Annotated in this window: 15 protein-coding genes; 3 read left to right on the top strand and 12 right to left on the bottom strand. The window is 72.9% G+C overall.

The window, feature by feature from the left end; genetic code table 11:
* Positions 1-77: 77 nt before the first annotated feature.
* The gene (locus ATJ97_RS15615) at positions 78-290 is read left to right on the top strand and encodes a helix-turn-helix domain-containing protein (RefSeq protein WP_098484523.1); all 213 of its coding nucleotides are present in this window, start codon (positions 78-80) and stop codon (positions 288-290) included.
* An 8-nt stretch (positions 291-298) separates the two neighbouring features.
* Here ATJ97_RS15615 and ATJ97_RS15610 read toward each other — a convergent pair whose 3' ends face one another.
* Positions 299-817: a hypothetical protein gene (locus ATJ97_RS15610; RefSeq protein WP_098484522.1), complete on the bottom strand. Its 519-nt coding sequence runs from the start codon at positions 815-817 to the stop codon at positions 299-301.
* 228 nt (positions 818-1,045) lie between these two features.
* On the opposite strand from ATJ97_RS15610, the gene ATJ97_RS15605 reads away from it, so the two are divergent.
* Complete coding sequence (locus ATJ97_RS15605; protein WP_098484521.1) at positions 1,046-2,077, top strand: LysM peptidoglycan-binding domain-containing protein; 1,032 nt, start codon at positions 1,046-1,048, stop codon at positions 2,075-2,077.
* Positions 2,074-2,604 (top strand): Rv3235 family protein, encoded by a 531-nt coding sequence (locus ATJ97_RS20115; RefSeq protein WP_211287257.1) that lies wholly within the window; start codon positions 2,074-2,076, stop codon positions 2,602-2,604. Before ATJ97_RS15605 ends, ATJ97_RS20115 begins: the two co-directional genes overlap by 4 nt.
* A gap of 116 nt (positions 2,605-2,720) precedes the next feature.
* Here ATJ97_RS20115 and ATJ97_RS15595 read toward each other — a convergent pair whose 3' ends face one another.
* The 11 genes from ATJ97_RS15595 to mtrA all read right to left on the bottom strand — a co-directional run bounded on the left by ATJ97_RS15595 (position 2,721) and on the right by mtrA (position 16,616).
* On the bottom strand, positions 2,721-3,338 hold the full coding sequence (locus tag ATJ97_RS15595; protein WP_098484520.1) for an FMN reductase: 618 nt from the start codon (positions 3,336-3,338) through the stop codon (positions 2,721-2,723).
* 66 nt (positions 3,339-3,404) lie between these two features.
* A complete protein-coding gene (locus ATJ97_RS15590) occupies positions 3,405-4,592 on the bottom strand; it encodes an LLM class flavin-dependent oxidoreductase (RefSeq protein WP_098484519.1) in 1,188 nt (395 codons plus the stop codon).
* A gap of 173 nt (positions 4,593-4,765) precedes the next feature.
* Positions 4,766-7,585 carry a preprotein translocase subunit SecA gene (gene secA, locus ATJ97_RS15585; RefSeq protein ID WP_098485530.1) on the bottom strand — a complete coding sequence of 940 codons (2,820 nt, stop codon included), beginning with the start codon at positions 7,583-7,585 and terminating at the stop codon, positions 4,766-4,768.
* A 142-nt stretch (positions 7,586-7,727) separates the two neighbouring features.
* Positions 7,728-8,978 (bottom strand): winged helix-turn-helix domain-containing protein, encoded by a 1,251-nt coding sequence (locus ATJ97_RS15580; protein WP_098485529.1) that lies wholly within the window; start codon positions 8,976-8,978, stop codon positions 7,728-7,730.
* A gap of 136 nt (positions 8,979-9,114) precedes the next feature.
* The gene (locus tag ATJ97_RS15575; protein WP_098484518.1) at positions 9,115-9,738 is read right to left on the bottom strand and encodes a UdgX family uracil-DNA binding protein; all 624 of its coding nucleotides are present in this window, start codon (positions 9,736-9,738) and stop codon (positions 9,115-9,117) included.
* Positions 9,738-10,568: a DUF72 domain-containing protein gene (locus ATJ97_RS15570; RefSeq protein WP_098484517.1), complete on the bottom strand. Its 831-nt coding sequence runs from the start codon at positions 10,566-10,568 to the stop codon at positions 9,738-9,740. The genes ATJ97_RS15575 and ATJ97_RS15570 overlap by 1 nt, the downstream gene beginning before the upstream one ends.
* Before the next feature lie 101 nt (positions 10,569-10,669).
* Complete coding sequence (gene hpf, locus ATJ97_RS15565) at positions 10,670-11,353, bottom strand: ribosome hibernation-promoting factor, HPF/YfiA family (RefSeq protein WP_098484516.1); 684 nt, start codon at positions 11,351-11,353, stop codon at positions 10,670-10,672.
* Positions 11,354-11,568: 215 nt separating this feature from the next.
* On the bottom strand, positions 11,569-12,369 hold the full coding sequence (locus ATJ97_RS15560) for a phosphoribosyl transferase (protein WP_098484515.1): 801 nt from the start codon (positions 12,367-12,369) through the stop codon (positions 11,569-11,571).
* A 106-nt stretch (positions 12,370-12,475) separates the two neighbouring features.
* Entirely contained in the window at positions 12,476-14,182 is a 1,707-nt protein-coding gene (locus ATJ97_RS15555) for an LpqB family beta-propeller domain-containing protein (RefSeq protein ID WP_098484514.1), read from the bottom strand.
* The gene (gene mtrB, locus ATJ97_RS15550; RefSeq protein ID WP_098484513.1) at positions 14,179-15,936 is read right to left on the bottom strand and encodes an MtrAB system histidine kinase MtrB; all 1,758 of its coding nucleotides are present in this window, start codon (positions 15,934-15,936) and stop codon (positions 14,179-14,181) included. Before mtrB ends, ATJ97_RS15555 begins: the two co-directional genes overlap by 4 nt.
* Complete coding sequence (mtrA, locus tag ATJ97_RS15545; RefSeq protein WP_098484512.1) at positions 15,933-16,616, bottom strand: MtrAB system response regulator MtrA; 684 nt, start codon at positions 16,614-16,616, stop codon at positions 15,933-15,935. Before mtrA ends, mtrB begins: the two co-directional genes overlap by 4 nt.
* Between the last annotated feature and the right edge of the window lie 68 nt (positions 16,617-16,684).

The raw sequence follows: 16,684 nt of genomic DNA, 5'->3' as shown, positions 1-16,684 counted from the left end.
CATATTGCCGGAGTTCTCCGTCCACAGGTGCCCACGGTGCCGCCGCTTCCCCACGGACCTGGTGCGATGATGTGGCCATGGCGCAGCGATTCCTGACCCTTGCGGACGTGGCCGAGGAGCTGGCGGTCTCCGTCGCACAGGTCCGCGTGCTCGTGCGCTCGGGCGAGCTGCGCGCCATCCAGGTCGGTGGCCGCAACCAGTGGCGTGTGGAGTCCTCGGCGCTCGAGGAGTACATCCAGGAGCAGTACGCCCGCACGCGTGCGCGGATCGAGGCCGAGCAGCGGTCGTAGGCCGGCTGTCAGAGCGTGCTGACGAGGACGACCGCGGCGAGGGCCACGGTGACCGTCGCCGGCGCCGGCGGTTCGGGGCGCACGTCCACATGGTCGGCCCCCACGCGGGTGAGCCACCCGGTGTAGTCGCCGGCGTCGCACCGGACGCGCACGCGCGCGCCCTCGCGGGCCAGCGCCCGGAGCGCGTGGGTGATGCGCAGGTGCTTCTCGACCGTGCCGGCCTCGGGCGCCACCGGCCCGAGCGGCCAGGCCGCCTGGACGGCCTCCGTCGGTACGAGGTGACGGCGCTCCTGCGGGTCCCCGACGAGCAGCCACTGGGGCGCCGCGTCCAGCACCGTGCCCGTCACGTCGATCCCGGACCGCAGACGTAGCCGGACGTCTGCGCCGAGGCGTGCCCGGAGACGGTCGGCGAGCGTGGTCCCGCCCATCTCCGCCTCGGTGAGCTCGGCGACGAGCTCGTCGTCCTCCGCGCGTTCCGCCGCCTCAAGCTGCGCCTGCAGGTCCTCGAACAGCGCTTCCCACCGCATGTGCGCACGGTACGGGACTCCGGCGCACCGCCGGAATCGCCGCCGGCGGGTCGTCCGCGCCGGCGGTCGTCCGCGTCGGCGTCAGTGGTTCCCACCTCGTCGAGCGGGCACCGAGCAGTCCACAGGGCCGGCGCCCGGGGGTTTACAGAACTGATGACCTCCGATAGACCTACGTCACCACATCTCAAACTGCATCAAACTGCACGATCAGGCATCAAGGGGGATGGCATGGCGGTTGCGGAGAGACGACACCCGACGCTCGGGCCGGCGGTCGGCCTGGCGGTCACAGGTCCCCTCGGAGCGTGGCTCGCCGCACGGGCCCTCGCGGCCGGAAAGGTTCTCTCGACCGGTGCCGTCGACGTCGGCGACCTCGCCGACGTCGTGTCCGTGCTGCTGCTCTGGGCGGGTTGCGCCGCCGCAGCCTGGTACTTCGCCACGTGCACCGCGGTCGTCGCCGCCCTCCTCGCGCGAACGGTCGGAGCTGGTACCGCCGGCCTCGAACGCGCCGTCCGCCGGTGGGGATTTCCCCTTCTGCGGCGAACCCTGCTCTCCACGATGGCGGCGGGCGCGAGCCTCAGCCTGTCCGTCGGCGCGGCCGGTGCCGCCCAGTCGGCGCACGAGGCGCCGCTGCCCCAGGATCTCGGCTGGGGGGCGAGCACCCCTTCGACACCCCCTCCGGTCGGAGCGCAGCTCGGCGCGGCGATTCGCACGACGGCGGACGGGCCGGCCGGCGGAGAGACCAGTCCTTCCCCGGCGAGCACCTCCCCGCCGACCACGGCGCCACCGCCACTGGCGGCGACGACCGAGGAGCCCGCGGCACGGACCTCGGCGACCGCGGAACCGTCAGCACGGTCCGGCCGGGACTCGCCGTCCGCACATGCCGCTCCCCGCGGCACCTCCGCTCCGACGACGGCGGAGCGAGCCACCACCCCCGCACTCGCACCGCCTGCGGCAGGACAGGCCCCCTCAGACCCCTCAGCCGGTGGCCCCTCCGAGGGCAGCCCCTCCACGGGCAGCCCGTCCGCAGGCAGCCCGTCCGCAGGCAGCGCCTCGGGCGGGCAACGGTCGACGTACCTGGTCCAGCCCGGCGACTCGCTGTGGTCGATCGCCGAGGCGCATCTCGGCCCGGCACCGGCGGACGCCGACGTCGCCCTGGCCTGGCCCCGCTGGTACGCCGCGAACCGCTCCGACGTGGGCCCCGACCCCCACCTGATCCATCCCGGCCAGCTGCTGCACGTCCCCGATGAGGAGGCATCATGAGCGTGACCACCCTGACCCGCCCACCTGTCCCGGGCGGGACCCGGCCCGGAGTCAGACGGGCCCAGGGGCCCGGAACGGACGGGACGCCGAGGACGTCGCTGGCCAACCCCTGGGACCGCGTGCGCTTCGCCGGGCCCGCCGCCACGCCGTGCGCCAGAGACCTGGAGCGAGTTGACCCCGACGTGGACGAGGACCTGCTCCCCGATCCCGGGCAGTGGGCGGGCGCCCTGGTCCGGTCGGCGGTCGAGGCGCTGTGCGGGATCCGCCCCCCGGCGCAGCTGGCCCGCTGGCTGTCCGCCGAGCTCTACGAGTCGCTCGCCCGACGCGCCGGCCTGGCGGTCCGCATCCTCGGCCGCCCTGCGGTTGCCCGACGGGCGGCGGTCCGGCGGGTGCACGTCTGCCGCGTGGTCCCCGGCGTCGTCGAGGCGTCTGTGGTCGTGCACGACGGCAACCACCTGCGGGCGGCCGCGGTCCGGCTCGAGGTCCATCGCGGCCGCTGGCGCGCGACGGCCCTGGAGATCGGCTGATCACCGGCACCGTCACGGGCAACGGGTCCGGGGGACACCGAGGGCCACACCCCTTCAGGAGTGTGGCCTCCGGCGCAGGAGCGCCGACCGCCGGTCAGACCTGGACAGGTCTGCCCTCAGCGCCCGTTGAACATCTGGTCGAACGTCGGGACGTCCTCGTAGAGGTCCGCCGGTCCGGCGTTCTGCCGCGCCGCGACCTTCTCCGCGAGCTCACGGCCCGCCCGGCGGATGCGCGACGGCAGCGGGTTGACCGTGTCGGCCTCCCCGGCCCAGTCGTCGGTGGCGGCGAAGACCGAGGTGGTGACGACGTCAGCACGAAGGTAGGTCATCAGCGGCCGCATGGAGTACTCCAGCGCCAGGGAGTGGCGCGGGGTGCCCCCGGTCGCGCCGAGCAGGACCGGCATGTCCGTCAGGGAGTCCTTGTCGAGGATGTCGACGAAGGACTTGAAGAGCCCCGAGTAGGTCGTGGTGAACAACGGGGTGACGAGCACGAGCCCGTCGGCGCCTGTCACCTTCTCCATCACCTCGCGCAACGCACCGGTGGGGAAGCCGGTCAGCATGGCGTTGACGATCTCGTGGGCCACGTCGCGCAGCTCGACGTTCTCCACGGTGGCTCCCACGCCCCTGGCCTGCAGCTCGGCGACCGCGGCCTCGGACAGCCGGTCGGCCAGCAGCCGGGTGGACGAGGGCTGCCCCAGCCCGGCCGAGACGGCCACGATGGTCCGCTCACTCATGTGTTCTCCTCAGTTCCGAAAGTCTTCTCTGCCTGTGGCGGCGCCGGCCGCCGTCTTGTCGGCGGCTCAGAGCCCGAACGCCGCACCCTTGGCAGCCGCCGCGGCGGCGTCGTCCTCGGCCGTGCTGCCCGTCCACCTGTCCTGACCTGCGACGTGGCCGCCGGTGACCTTGCCGGCCTCGCGAGCCTTGGCGACACGCTCGGCGTGGCTGGGCGCGTTCGACGGCACGTGCGCCGGACGCTTGGACTCGTTCTCCTTGCGCAGGGCCGGCACGATCTCCTCGGCCAGGATGTCGATCTGCTCCAGCACCGTCTTCAGCGGGAGACCGGCGTGGTCGATGAGGAACAGCTGGCGCTGGTAGTCCCCCACGTGCTCGCGCATCGTCGCGTAGCGGTCGATGATCTCCTGCGGCGAGCCGACCGTGAGAGGCGTCTCCGCGGTGAACTCCTCCATCGACGGCCCGTGCCCGTAGACCGGCGCGTTGTCGAAGTACGGGCGGAACTCGCGCTTGGCGTCCTGGGAGTTCTTCCGGGCGAAGAACTGCCCGCCGAGCCCGACGATCGCCTGGTCCGCCGTGCCGTGGCCGTAGTGCTCGAAGCGCTGGCGGTAGTAGTTGACCATCCGGGTGGTGTGCGAGATCGGCCAGAAGATGTTGTTGTGGAAGAAACCGTCGCCGTAGTAGGCGGCCTGCTCGGCGATCTCCGGGGACCGGATGGAGCCGTGCCACACGAACGGCGGCACCCCGTCCAGCGGGCGGGGGGTCGCGGTGAAGCCCTGCAGCGGCGTGCGGAACTTGCCCTGCCAGTTCACCACCTCCTCCTCCCACAGGCGGCGCAGCAGCGCGTAGTTCTCGATCGCGAGGTTGATGCCCTGCCGGATGTCCTTCCCGAACCAGGGGTAGACGGGCCCGGTGTTGCCGCGGCCCATCATCAGGTCCATCCGCCCGTCGGAGATCACCTGGAGCATCGCGTAGTCCTCGGCGATCTTCACCGGGTCGTTGGTGGTGATCAGCGTGGTCGACGTCGACAGGACGATGTTCTTCGTCGTCCCGGCCAGGTAACCGAGCATCGTCGTGGGCGAGGACGCCACGAACGGCGGGTTGTGGTGCTCACCGGTGGCGAAGACGTCCAGTCCCGCCTGGTCCGCGTGCTGCGCGATCTTCAGGATCGCCCGCACCCGCTCCGTGTCGTCCGGCGTCCGGCCGGTCGTCGGGTCGGTCGTGACATCACTGACCGTGAAGATTCCGAACTGCATGATGAGCCCCTCAAGATCGATGCATTTGCATGTACACCGGTGCCAACAGCAGGACCTAGGTCTCTATTCCACCTCCATGCCACCGCGATGTGGTCCTGCCCACAACCCGGAGGGACGACGAAGGGCCCGCCCTGCGTGTGCAGGATCGGGCCCCTCGCCGTCCGGTCACCGGCTCACTGCTGCTTGCGGGCCGCCTTCGCGGCCGCCCGGCGCGCCTCGCGGTTCTGCGCGACGGGCGCGACGCCGTCCTGCTCCGCCGCGACGGCCGCGGGGCCGCTGGTCGGGTTCCCGTCGAGCGCGGAGGCCGAGTAGCTCAGCCGGGTCGGACGCGCGGGCGCCTCGAGGCCCAGCAGGTCGGGCTCGTCGGCGCCCGTACCGGCCGCCGGAGCGGCTGCGGCCGCCTTCGGTGCCGTCGCACCGGCGCGGGCGCCGGCCGCGGTCGTGGCCGCGGAGGCCGCGGTCACCACCGGGCCGGACGGCGCCTCCTCCTGGTCCGGACGCCTGATCTCGAGGTTGAACAGGTACTGGACCGACTCCTCCTTGATGGCCTCGTTCATCGCCTGGAAGAGCTGGTAGCCCTCACGCTGGTACTCGACGAGCGGGTCGCGCTGCGCCATGGCGCGCAGCCCGATGCCCTCCTTGAGGTAGTCCATCTCGTACAGGTGCTCGCGCCACTTGCGGTCGAGCACGGAGAGCACCACACGGCGCTCCAGCTGCCGCATGACCTCCTCGCCGAGCTCGGCCTCGCGCGCCTCGTAGGCGAGCCGGATGTCGGACTGGAGCTCCTCGACCAGCATCTCGGCGCTGACGCGGGTCGCGTTGCCGGCCTCGGCGACGATGTCCTCGGGAGTGATGGAGACCGGGTAGGTGTTCCTCAGCTCGTTCCACAGCCCGTCGAGGTCCCAGCTCTCCGGCGTGCCCTCGGAGGTGAACTCGGCGACCAGGTTCGCCACGACGTCGTCCATGAAGCCCTTGACCTGGTCCTCCAGGTCCTCGCCCTCGAGCACCCGGCGGCGCTCCTCGTAGACGACGGTGCGCTGACGCGACAGGACGTCGTCGTACTTGAGGACGTTCTTCCGGATCTCGAAGTTGCGGGCCTCGATCTGTCCCTGGGCGCTCTGGATGCCCTTGGAGACGAACTTGTGCTCCAGCGGCATGTCGTCGGGGTAGGACGCGGAGTCCATGACGCGCATGGCCAGCCCGGAGTTGAACAGGCGCATGAGGTCGTCCTCGAGGGAGAGGTAGAACCGCGACTCCCCCGGGTCGCCCTGACGGCCGGAGCGGCCGCGCAGCTGGTTGTCGATGCGACGCGACTCGTGCCGCTCCGTGCCCAGCACGTAGAGCCCACCCAGCGCGACGACCTCGTTGTGCTCCGCCGCCACGGCCTCCTTGGCGGCCGCGAGCGCCTCGGGCCACGCGGCCTCGTACTCCTCGGGGGTCTCGGCCGGGTCCAGACCGCGCTCCTTCAGCGCCGCGATGGCGATGAACTCGGCGTTGCCGCCCAGCATGATGTCCGTACCGCGGCCGGCCATGTTGGTGGCGACGGTGACGGCACCCTTGCGCCCGGCCATGGCCACGACCGCCGCCTCGCGCTCGTGCTGCTTGGCGTTGAGGACCTGGTGCGGGATCCCCTTCTTCTTGAGCAGCGACGAGAGGAGCTCGGACTTCTCCACGCTCGTCGTGCCCACGAGGACCGGCTGGCCCTTCTCGTGCCGCTCGGCGATGTCCTCGACGATGGCGGTGTACTTCTGCTTGACGCCCTTGTAGATGTAGTCCGACTGGTCGATGCGCTGCATCGGCTTGTTGGTCGGGATCGGGACGACACCGATCTTGTAGGTGCTGGCGAACTCGGCGGCCTCGGTCTCGGCCGTTCCGGTCATGCCGGAGAGCTTGTCGTAGAGGCGGAAGTAGTTCTGCAGGGTGATCGTGGCGAGGGTCTGGTTCTCGGCCTTGATCGCCACGCCCTCCTTGGCCTCGATCGCCTGGTGCATGCCCTCGTTGTAGCGGCGGCCGGCGAGCACGCGGCCGGTGTGCTCGTCGACGATGAGCACCTCGCCGTTCTTGACGATGTAGTCCTTGTCGCGCTTGAAGAGCTCCTTGGCCTTCACGGCGTTGTTGAGGAAGCCGATCAGCGGGGTGTTGAGGGACTCGTACAGGTTCTCGATGCCGAGGTAGTCCTCGACCTTCTCGATGCCGGGCTCGAGCACGCCGATGGTGCGCTTCTTCTCGTCGACCTCGTAGTCCTCCTCGCGCTTGAGGCGGGTGGCGAGGCGGGCGAACTCGGCGTACCACTTGTTGACGTCCCCGGAGGCCGGGCCGGAGATGATGAGCGGGGTCCGGGCCTCGTCGATCAGGATCGAGTCCACCTCGTCGACGATGGCGAAGTGGTGCCCGCGCTGGACCAGCTCGTCGACCGTCCACGCCATGTTGTCGCGCAGGTAGTCGAAGCCGAACTCGTTGTTGGTGCCGTACGTGATGTCGGCGGCGTACTGCTTGCGACGCTCGTCGGGCGTCTGCCCGGACAGCACCGTCCCGGTCGTCATGCCGAGGAAGCGGTACACGCGCCCCATGAGCTCGCTCTGGTACCCGGCGAGGTAGTCGTTGACCGTGACGACGTGGACACCCTTGCCCGTCAGCGCGTTGAGGTAGCTGGGCAGGGTGGCCACCAGCGTCTTGCCCTCACCGGTCTTCATCTCGGCGATGTTGCCCAGGTGCAGCGCGGCACCGCCCATGACCTGGACGGTGTAGTGGCGCTGCCCGAGCGTGCGCGACGACGCCTCGCGCACGGTGGCGAAGGCCTCGGGGAGCAGGTCGTCGAGGGACTCGCCGTCGGCGAGGCGGGCCTTGAAGCGGTCCGTCTCCTCACGAAGCTCCGCGTCGGTGAGCGCGGAGAAGGAGTCCTCCAGCGCGTCGACCTGGGCCGCCATGGCGGTGAGCTTCCTGAGGACGCGGCCCTCGCCCATCCGGAGGATCTTGTCGAGGATCGCAGGCACGCAGCACTCCTGATCGTTCGTCTCCGCCGGGGCGTCCACCTCGGCGGGGCCGCCCACGGCAGGGCGCACCCGGCACCATGGTAGGCGCACCGGCCTTCGGCCCGCGCGCAGCCTGCGGACGAGCCGAGCACGAAACCGGGGCTCAGCCCGGCGTCCGCCGGGCCAGCTCCCCCGCCAGGTCCCCGCCGGCGTCCTCGTCGACGACGACGTCGTCAAGTCCCAGCCATGCCGCGACCTCCGCGAGCTCGGCCGCCAGGGCGGCGACGACGTCGTCCGCCGTGGGCCACGCCGCCGACCCGCTCCGCACCAGCCCCGGCACGTCGCCCGGCGACTCGGCGTGGGCGGCCCGGACCCGCAGGACGCCGCCGCCCCGGTCCGCCTTGAGGTCCACCCGCGCGACCAGGTGCTCGCCCAGCAGGAACGGCAGCACGTAGTAGCCGTGCGTGCGCCTGGCCCGGGGCGTGTAGATCTCGATCCGGTAGTGCATCCCCCACAGGTCCAGGAGGCGCCGACGCTCGAAGACGAGCGGGTCGAACGGGGCCAGCAGCGCCCGGGCGGTGGTCCGGCGCGGCACCCGTGCGTCCGCGTGCAGGTAGGCCGCCCGGTCAAGACCCGTGACCCGCACCGGCAGCAACGTCCCCTCCTCCACCAGCTCGGCGACCGCGCGCGCCGTGGCGTCGCTGCGGAGCCGGAAGTAGTCGGCGAGGCACCGCAGCGTCGCGACCCCGTGCGCCCGGGCGGCGATGCGCACCAGCTCCCGGACGGCGTCGGACCGCTCCGGCACCGGGGAGGCGAGCACCTCGGGCGGCAGCACCCGCTCGGTCAGGTCGTAGGCACGCTCGAACTGCGAGCTGCGCCCGGCGGCCGCCACCTCGCCGATCTCGAACAGGTGCTCAAGGGCGTGCTTGGCGGGGGTCCAGTTCCAGCCCCAGTGCTCCTTGCGGCCCCGCTCGTGACCGAGCAGGGTGTGCAGCTCCCTCGCGGTCACGGGACCGTGCTCCGCGACCAGGTCCCGGACGGCCTCCACCAGTCCCGGTTGGTGCGAGAGCTCGCGCCCCCAGTGGCCTCGCTCGCGATGCTGCTCCATGCGCCAGCGCAGCAGCTGGTAGGTGCGCGGCGGCACGTAGGACGCCTCGTGCGCCCAGTACTCCACGAGCCGGCGCGGTGCCCGGCCGCTCGCCCGGTCCAGCAGCGCGGTGTCGTACGGGCCGAGGCGGGAGAACACGGGCAGCAGGTGCGCGCGGGCCAGGACGTTGACCGAGTCGATCTGCAGCAGCCCGATCCGGTCGATCACCCGCTGCAGGTGAGCCATCGTGGCGGTCCCGGGTGCCGGGCGCGGCCGGTCGAGGCCCTGGGCGGCGACGGCCGTGCGTCTCGCCTGCCCGGGCGTCATCGTGCCGACCACCGTTGCCGTCGCGACCTCCGCAGCGCTGCTCACGGCCGCCATCCTGCCGTGCCCCGCCCACACCGTCCGGCGACGGCGCCCGGGACGGCCCGGCAGGACGGCGCCGGCAGCCGCCTGTCGCGCCTCACCCGGCCGCTGTCCGCAGGTCCTCCACCAGGGCGTCGAAGGCCTCGTCCCAGCCGGGCCTGCCCCGCAGGCGGAGCACCGCGGACGGGTGGGTCGTGACGACGACCCGGGTCCCGTCGTCGCCGGGGATGACCTGGCCGCGGACCTCGCCGACACGGACGTCGTACCCGAGCACCGCGCGTGCCGCCGTGGCGCCCAGGCAGACGACGACCTCCGGGCCGACGGCGGCCAGCTCCGCCTCGAGCCACGGGTGGCACGCCTCGACGTGGGCGACGCCGGGCGTCTTGTGGATGCGCCGCTTGCCGCGCTCGGTGAAGCGGAAGTGCTTCACGGCGTTGGTGAGGTAGACGCGGGCCCGGTCGATCCCGGCGGCCTCGAGCGCGTCGTCGAGGACGTCGCCCGCCGGGCCGACGAACGGTTCACCCGTGCGGTCCTCCCGGTCACCGGGCTGCTCGCCGACGAGCATGATGCGCGCCTGCTCGGACCCGACGGAGAACACCACCTGGGTCGCGTCCGCCCACAGCTCGCAGCCCCGGCACCCCGGGGCCGCGTCGCGCAGCGCGTCCACCCCCGCCTCGGGCGGCACCCACTCCTGCGCGCCCGGCCGCTCCGTCCTGGTCATCACGCCTCCGTGCGATCGAGGTCCGCCAGCCGGTCCGCCAGCGCGATCGCGTCGACCGGAGCACGGACCTTCACGTCGTTGTCGAAGTAGACGTACACGTCCCGTCCGGCCTCGTCCCACCGCCGGATGCGGGCCGCCCAGGCGTCCAGGGCGGCGTCGTCGTACCCGCTGACGTAGAGCTCGGCGTCACCGTGCAGGCGGACGTAGACGAAGTCGGCGGTCACCTCCTCGATCAGCGGCCACCGTCCCGCGGTGTCCGCGACGACGACGGCCACCTCGTGGGCGCGCAGCAGGTCGGTGAAGGCGGGGTCGCGGAAGCTGTCGTGCCGGACCTCCAGCGCGTGGCGCAGCGGACGGTCCTCCACCGCCTCGGTCAGCGCACGGCCGTCGAGCCGCTCGTCGTGCTGCGCGGCCAGCCGGGCGGCGTCCGCGGTGCTGCGGGGCAGCCGCTCGAAGAACGCCGTGAGGCGGCCCGGGTCGTAGCCGAGGTTGGGCGGCAGCTGCCACAGCACCGGACCGAGCTTGTCGCCCAGCGCCAGCACGCCCGAGGCGAAGAAGTTGGCGAGGGGAGTCTCGATCCCGGCGAGCTTCTTCATGTGCGTGATGAAGCGGCCGCCCTTGACGGCGAAGACGAAGCCGGGCGGGGTCTGCGCGTACCAGGAGCGGTAGCTCTCCGGCCGCTGGAGGGAGTAGAAGGACCCGTTGATCTCCACCGTGCGCAGTCGCTCGGCGACGAACTCGAGCTCGCGCCGCTGCGGCAGGCCCTTCGGGTAGAACGTGCCGCGCCACGGGCGGTACCGCCACCCCGAGATGCCGACGCGCACCGTCATCTTCCGGAGTCTAGGAGCGCCGGCGCGGACCGGCGAACGGGAGGGAGGCACGGCGAGGCCCACCGCCGCGCGGCGACGGTGGGCCTCGCGCCTGCCGTGCGTCAGCCGTTCGCGCCGGCCGTGACCTGCTCGGGGACGTGGTTCGTGGTGTCGGTCCCGGCGACGACCGTGTTCAGGCGGATCACGCCGTAGGTCCAGCCGTGGCGGTGGTAGACCACGCAGGGCTGTCCGGTCTCGTCGTCGATGAAGAGGAAGAAGGGGTGCCCGACGAGCTCCATCTCGTACAGCGCCTGGTCCACCGTCATGGGGCGGGCCTCGTGCAGCTTCTGGCGCACGATGACGGGCGAGTCACCCAGCTGTGCCTCGACGCTCTGCCCCGGCTCGGTCGGGGGGACGGGGCGCTCGGGCATCTGGTCCTGCGAGGTCTCCTCCGACGTCGCGACGGGTGCTTCGTCGACGGGTGCCGGAGTGGCGTAGCGGTGGTGGTTCTTGCGGCGGTCTCGCGAGCGGCGCAGGCGCTCGAGCAGCTTGCCCGAGGCGATGTCGAAGGCACCGTAGCGGTCCGAGGCCTTGGCCTCGGCGCGGATCACCGGTCCCTTGTCACGCACGGTGATCTCGATCTTCTCCGCCTGGTCCGCCTGGCGCGGGTTGCGCTCGTGGGTCAGCTCGACCTCGACACGCTGCGCGCGTGGCGCGAACTGCTCGATCTTGGCGAGCTTGTCCTCCACGTGGTTGCGGAACCGGTCGGCGATCTCGGTGTTACGGCCCTTGACGACGATCTCCATGGTGACCTCCCTAGGTCCTGGGGAACACGGGAGCGACAGCCGCCCCCGTTCGACTTCGTGATACCCGCGGGTTTCAAAGGCGGGTGACGGAAAGAGCGACCACCTCCCCCGCGTCGGACCGGGTCCGCGCCACCTCGCGCGTGTCCTGCGGTCCGAACCTGTCCTCCATGACCTCACGCTAGTCGTATTCGCTCGCGAGCGACACGTCCAAGGTCCTACCCCGCCAACCTCGGGGCGTGGTGGGAGGGCGACGGGGTGGAGGCGAGCACGAACGCGCCCGCGACGGGGGCGCCGTCGGCCCGCAGCGCGGCGGCGCAGGCCGCGAGGGTGGCCCCCGTGGTGACGACGTCGTCGACCACCACCGCCACCGTCCCGGGCGGCAGCGCCGCCAGGGCCACCACGGTGCCGTCGCGGTTGGCGACGCGCCCGCGCGCACCGATCCCGGCCTGGTGCTCACGGCCCCCGCGGCGTCGCAGCAGGTCGGCGACCAGGACCCGGCGGACCCGGACGCCGTCCGGTGGCGTGCTCCGCCAGCCGGCGGCGAGGCCCTGCGCGACGGCGTCGGCGAGGTCCGCGACGACGAGGCGCCGGGCGAGCCGGCGGCGCCACCCCGAGGGGGCCGGGACGACGGCGACGTCGACCTCGTGGCGGGGGCCGTCACCCGGCCCGCCGCCGGGTCGGACCATCCCGACCAGGTCGGGGTCGGCCGACCAGCGCCGTGCCGCCTCCCGTGCCCCCTGGAGCACGGCCGGTGCCACGTCCTGACGGCGGTGGTTCTTCCACCCGAGCACCAGGTTGCGCATCGGTCCGCGGTAGTCCCCGAGCGACCAGGTGGGCAGGACCGGGAGCGTGCCGCCGCCGGCCAGCAGCGCCGCGTCCTCCTCGCAGCGCACGGGCGGGTGCCGCAGGAGCTGGGCGCAGTCGCCGCACAGCACGACGTCCCAGGCGCCGCACCCGGCGCACTCCACCGGCAGGACGAGGCCGAGGGCCTCGGTCAGCGCAGCGCGGACGTCCACACCGCCGACGCTGCCGGACGCGCCGGCTCCCGGGCCGACGGAACGGGACGACCTGTGGACGGCCTGGCCCCCGGCGTCGCTGGGGAGGGCACCGCGGTGGTGACCGTCAGCCCGGCAGGGCCGGGTCGGACACGTCGCTGAGCCGGACCCGCCATCCGAGGCCGTTGCGCTCGTGCAGGCGACCGTCCTCCGTCGCGACGACGAGCGACCGGTCCCCGCGTCCGGCGGTGAGGGACACGGCTCCCTCGACGACGGGCAGGCGGTTGGCCGGGCCCCCGAGCGGGAGCAGGTGGACGGCCGGCACCGGCTCCGCGGCCGTGGTGCCCAGCACCGCCACCGTGCTCTCCTCCACCCAGGCGACGTCGACGGCGTCGGTGAGCCGGTTCCCGAACCTCACCGGCTCGGCCAGCGCCCTGGGTGTCCCGTCGGGGTTCCGCACCACCGCGGCGACGTCGATCACCGGCACGCCCCCGCTCTCCCAGATCACCACGATGCGGGCGCCCTCCCGCGAGACCCGCAGGGCGCGCACCGTGCCGTTCTGGAGCCAGGGGGCCTCGACGTCGGCGGTGTCGCCGTTGGCGCGCACCGCGCGCAGCACGCCGTTCGATCGCGCCGGTGTGGTCCACGCCCAGCCCTGCCGGTCCATCGACGGCGGCACGAGGTTGGTGCCCTCGGTGAGCACGAACGGCTGCCCGTCCGCCGGGACGGTGACGAGGCGGTCCGGCCCGTCGAGGGCCACGGTGGTCGGCGCCGTCGGCTCGTACCCCAGGGCGGGGTCGTGCAGGGTCAGGCCCGCGAGCTGCCCGCCCGGCCGCGGGACCACCTCGCCGCCGACGACGTCCGCGAGCCGGCCCTCACTGACCACGGTGAGCGGGGTCGCGATGTAGGGGTAGGCCGACAGGTCCGGCACCGGCTCCTCGAGCTCGAAGGGGGCGCCGGCCGCGGTGATCTCCACGTCCTGCACCTCCGGGACCTGGTCCAGGGTGCGGTCCAGCTGGGCGTAGAGCAGCGGCCGCTCGTCGGCCTTCGCCGCGAGGGAGTCCGCGGACAGATCCACCTGTGCCGTGCCCTCGGCCACCTGGACCGACTCCACCCTCATGCGCGTGCCGACCGGGACCATGCTGACCACACCGGGGGCGAGCCAGGAGGAGGGCCCGTCGAGCAGCGCACGGACCAGCGAGGTGGCCAGGTTCTGCTGCGGGAACCAGCGCACCTCCGGCACGAGGGCGCTGCGGTCGGGCGTGAGGAAGTACAGCGCGCCCCGGGTGTAGACGGACTGGAAGTTCGCCGCGGGCAGCAGGACGCCGTCGTCGAGCTCGATGATGCGCCACTCCCCGTCGCCGTTGCGGGCCAGCGTGAAGTCGGCGTCGATCGTGGTGCCGGGCGCCGCCTCGGTGTAGCGGCCCGCGGAGTCGAGGGAGGCCTCGGCGGTCACGCTGAGACGGACGCCGCCGTCGTCGGCACGGCTGAACTGCGGGGCGGGCGCGTCGGAGTAGATCCGGACCTGCTCGAGCGGCTGCCACGTCTCGACGGCGGGCCCGGCGAGGAACTCGCGGGCGACGAGGAACTCGTCGGAGTACCCCGCCCACGACGCCGTCAGGAACCCGTCGACGATCTCCTCCGGGGACGCCCCGGGCTGGGGGCCGCTGGCGAAGAACCCGATCCCCCGGGGCACCGGCACGTCGGGGTCGGAGGCGGTCACGGGACCGGAGCGGGGCAGGGCCGCGCAGCCGGCGAGCGCCAGGGCCAGCACGACCAGCGTCAGCAGACCGCGGCCCAGACGGCGGCCGAGGCGGCGGGCGACGGCGCTCATCGGGCGTCCCCGCTGAGTCCGGAGAGGGGCGCCGGGCCCCCGGGCCCGGCCAGCTCGTGCGTCGTCGTCCCCGACGGGTCGTGCTCGGGCGAGAGCGGGACCGGGGACCCACCCATCACGGACCCGGCCCGGCGGGGCAGGGTGAGAAGGAACGAGGCGCCGACGCCGGTGCGCCCCCAGGCGCGCAGGGCGCCGCCGTGCAGGCGCGCGTCCTCCAGGGCGATGGCCAGGCCGAGCCCGGTACCGCCGGTGGTGCGGGCGCGGGCGGGGTCGGCCCGCCAGAACCGGTCGAACACGTGCGCCGCGGCCTCCTCGTCCATCCCGACGCCGTGGTCGAGCACCCGGACGGCGACGGTGGAGGCGTTCATCCCCACGGTGATGTCGATGGGGCGGCCCTCACCGTGCTCGATCGCGTTCGAGAGCAGGTTGCGCAGCACGCGCTCCACCCGGCGGGGGTCGACGTCGGCGGTGGCGGGGGCGTCCGGGGCGTGCACCCGCACCTCCGAGCCCTTCGCGTCGGCGAGGATGGTGTTGAGGTCCACGACGCGCTGCACCAGCTCGCGCAGGTCGCGCTCCTCGACGTCCAGGACGGCGGCCCCGGCGTCGAAGCGGGAGATCTCCAGCAGGTCGGCGAGCATCGACTCGAACCTGTCGAGCTGGGCGTGCAGGAGCTCGGCGGAGCGCCGCACGGCCGGGTCGAAGGAGTCCTTGGCGTCGTGGATGAGCTCACCCGCCATGCGGATGGTGGTCAGCGGCGTGCGCAGCTCGTGGGAGACGTCCGAGACGAAGCGCTGCTGCACCCGGGAGAGCTCCTCCATCCGCTCGATCTGGCGCTGCAACGACGCGGCCATCTCGTTGAAGGACTCCCCGAGCAGCGCGAGCTCGTCGCGCCCGCGCACGTCCATGCGTTCGTCGAGCATGCCGTCGGCCAGCCTCTCCGCCGTGAACGCGGCCTGCTTGACGGGCCGCAGCACCCACCGGGTGATCACCCACGTCATCCCGCCGAGCAGCACCACGAGCGCGGCGGCGCCGACGGCGAGCACGCGCAGCACCAGGGAGATCGTCTCCTCCTCGGGCTGGAGCGTGTAGACGAGGTACATCTCGTACGTCCCGGCCGCGGGCAGGGTGACGGTCGAGCCGACGACGATGCCCGGGGCGTCGCCGCCCTGGCCGGGCAGCGGCACGGGTTGCCAGTGCTGGCCGCCCTCCGTGCCGACGGCGGTGCGCATCGCCGGCGTGACGAGCGCCCGCAGGTCGATCCCCGTGTTGGTGCCCAGGTCGGCGATCGTCACGGCGGACGTCTCCCCCGGCGAGCGGATCAGCAGGGCGCCGACCGCGCCGGAGCCCGCGGTGTCGAGATTGCGGATCCAGGCGTTCGCCACCGACTGGACCTGCTGGCTGGTGGTCGCCGTCGCCGAGTCGAACGTCTCCTGGGCGTCCTGCTGACGCAGCGCCGCGTCCTCGAGCATCTGCCCGACGCGTTCGTCGTAGAGGCCGTCGCGGATCTGCAGCGTCAGCACGCCGCCGATGACCGCGAGCGCCAGCAGCCCGCCGACCACGGTGGAGGCGACCACCCGCACGGACAGCGAGGACCGCCACCGGCGCAGCAGGTGGAGGAACTTCCGGCGCAGACGGACCCGCAGCCGCACGCGGGAGCGCGGCCGGTAAGTGGTCGCCGGCCCCGCCGGGTGCGGGACGGTGCCGGCCCCGGGTCCTCCCGTGGCCGGTGGCCGACCCGAGACGTCGGCGCTCACCCCTGGGGCGCCCCCGCCCGGTAGCCGACGCCGCGCACGGTCACGACGACCTCGGGGTGCTCGGGGTCCTTCTCCACCTTCGCGCGCAGCCGCTGGACGTGGACGTTGACCAGTCTGGTGTCGGCGGCGTGCCGGTAGCCCCAGACCTGCTCCAGCAGCACCTCGCGGGTGAAGACCTGCCACGGCTTGCGGGCCAGCGCGACGATGAGGTCGAACTCCAGCGGGGTGAGGGAGATGACCTCGCCGTCGCGGGAGACCTCGTGGCCCGCGACGTCGATCTCCAGGTCCCCGATGCGCAGCCGCTCCGGCTCGGTCTGCTCCTGGCGACGCAGCCGGGCACGCACCCGGGCGACGAGCTCCTTGGGCTTGAACGGCTTCGCGATGTAGTCGTCCGCGCCGGCCTCGAGCCCGGCCACGACGTCCACCGTGTCGGACTTGGCGGTGAGCATGACGATGGGGACGTCGGACTCGGACCGGATCATGCGGCAGATCTGGATGCCGTCCAGGCCGGGGAGCATGAGGTCGAGGAGGACGAGGTCGGGCTGCTCGGCGCGGAACATGTCCGGGGCCAGCGCGCCGTCGGCGCAGAAAACGGTGTCGAAGCCCTCTGCCTCGAGCACGATGCCGATCATCTCGGCGAGGGCGGTGTCGTCGTCGACCACGAGGAGTCGGGCAGTCATGGTCCCTATGTTCCCATCCCGGACGGCCTTCGCCGCGCAGGCTCGTGCGCACGAGCCCGCGGAAGCGC

This window comes from Georgenia soli (genome assembly GCF_002563695.1).
Lineage (GTDB): Bacteria > Actinomycetota > Actinomycetes > Actinomycetales > Actinomycetaceae > Georgenia > Georgenia soli.
This window is presented reverse-complemented; position numbering and strand designations above follow the sequence as displayed.